Annotated in this window: 1 protein-coding gene; it reads right to left on the bottom strand. The window is 73.6% G+C overall.

Features of this window, described 5'->3' with window-relative positions; translation table 11 throughout:
* Nucleotides 1–123 precede the first annotated feature (123 nt).
* On the bottom strand, nucleotides 124–420 hold the full coding sequence (locus amrb99_RS49635) for a hypothetical protein (protein ID WP_190869057.1): 297 nt from the start codon (nucleotides 418–420) through the stop codon (nucleotides 124–126).
* Nucleotides 421–565 lie beyond the last annotated feature (145 nt).

Here is a 565-nt window from a genome sequence, read left to right as displayed (position 1 = left end):
CCGGAGTGGTTGGTGACGAGCATCGGGCCGCCGGCGTCCCGGCGGCCGATCCAGCGCCACGGCGGGGCGGGCACGGCGTCGAGCGCGGCGCGGATCTCGGCCTCGCGCTCGGGGGCCAGGGGTTCAGCCACGGTTGGTCTCCTTGCCGGTTGCGGTGGTCTGGTGTTCGGCGGCGTCGGCGGCGGCCAGCAGCCGCGCGGCGTACTGGCGGGCGTGCCAGGGCTCGGACCATCCGGCTTCGCGCCGGACCCATCCGTTCTTGATCTTGGGGCCGACGGAGGCGGACGGGTCGTGCGCGATCCTCGGGACGGTCCAGTCGCCGAGCTGGCGGTCCTGCTTGGTGGCGCGGCGGGCGACGATGAGCCCGACGCCGGCGCCCGCCAGGACGAGCAGGGCGTAGGCGATGATCAGGTGGGGCATGGTCAGGTCTCCTAGCTGGGGTAGGGGCCGGTGATGTGCAGGAAGTTGGCCGCGTCGGTGGCGTCGCTGCCGTTGGCGAACTCGCCGACCGTGGTCGGGACCAGGTCGCCGTTGGCGTAGACGAGCCACGCGATGAGCGGGACTC

This window comes from Actinomadura sp. RB99, assembly GCF_014706005.1.
Lineage (GTDB): Bacteria > Actinomycetota > Actinomycetes > Streptosporangiales > Streptosporangiaceae > Spirillospora.
The sequence above is the reverse complement of the archived record's forward strand: the minus strand, read 5'-3'. Positions and strand labels throughout refer to the sequence as shown.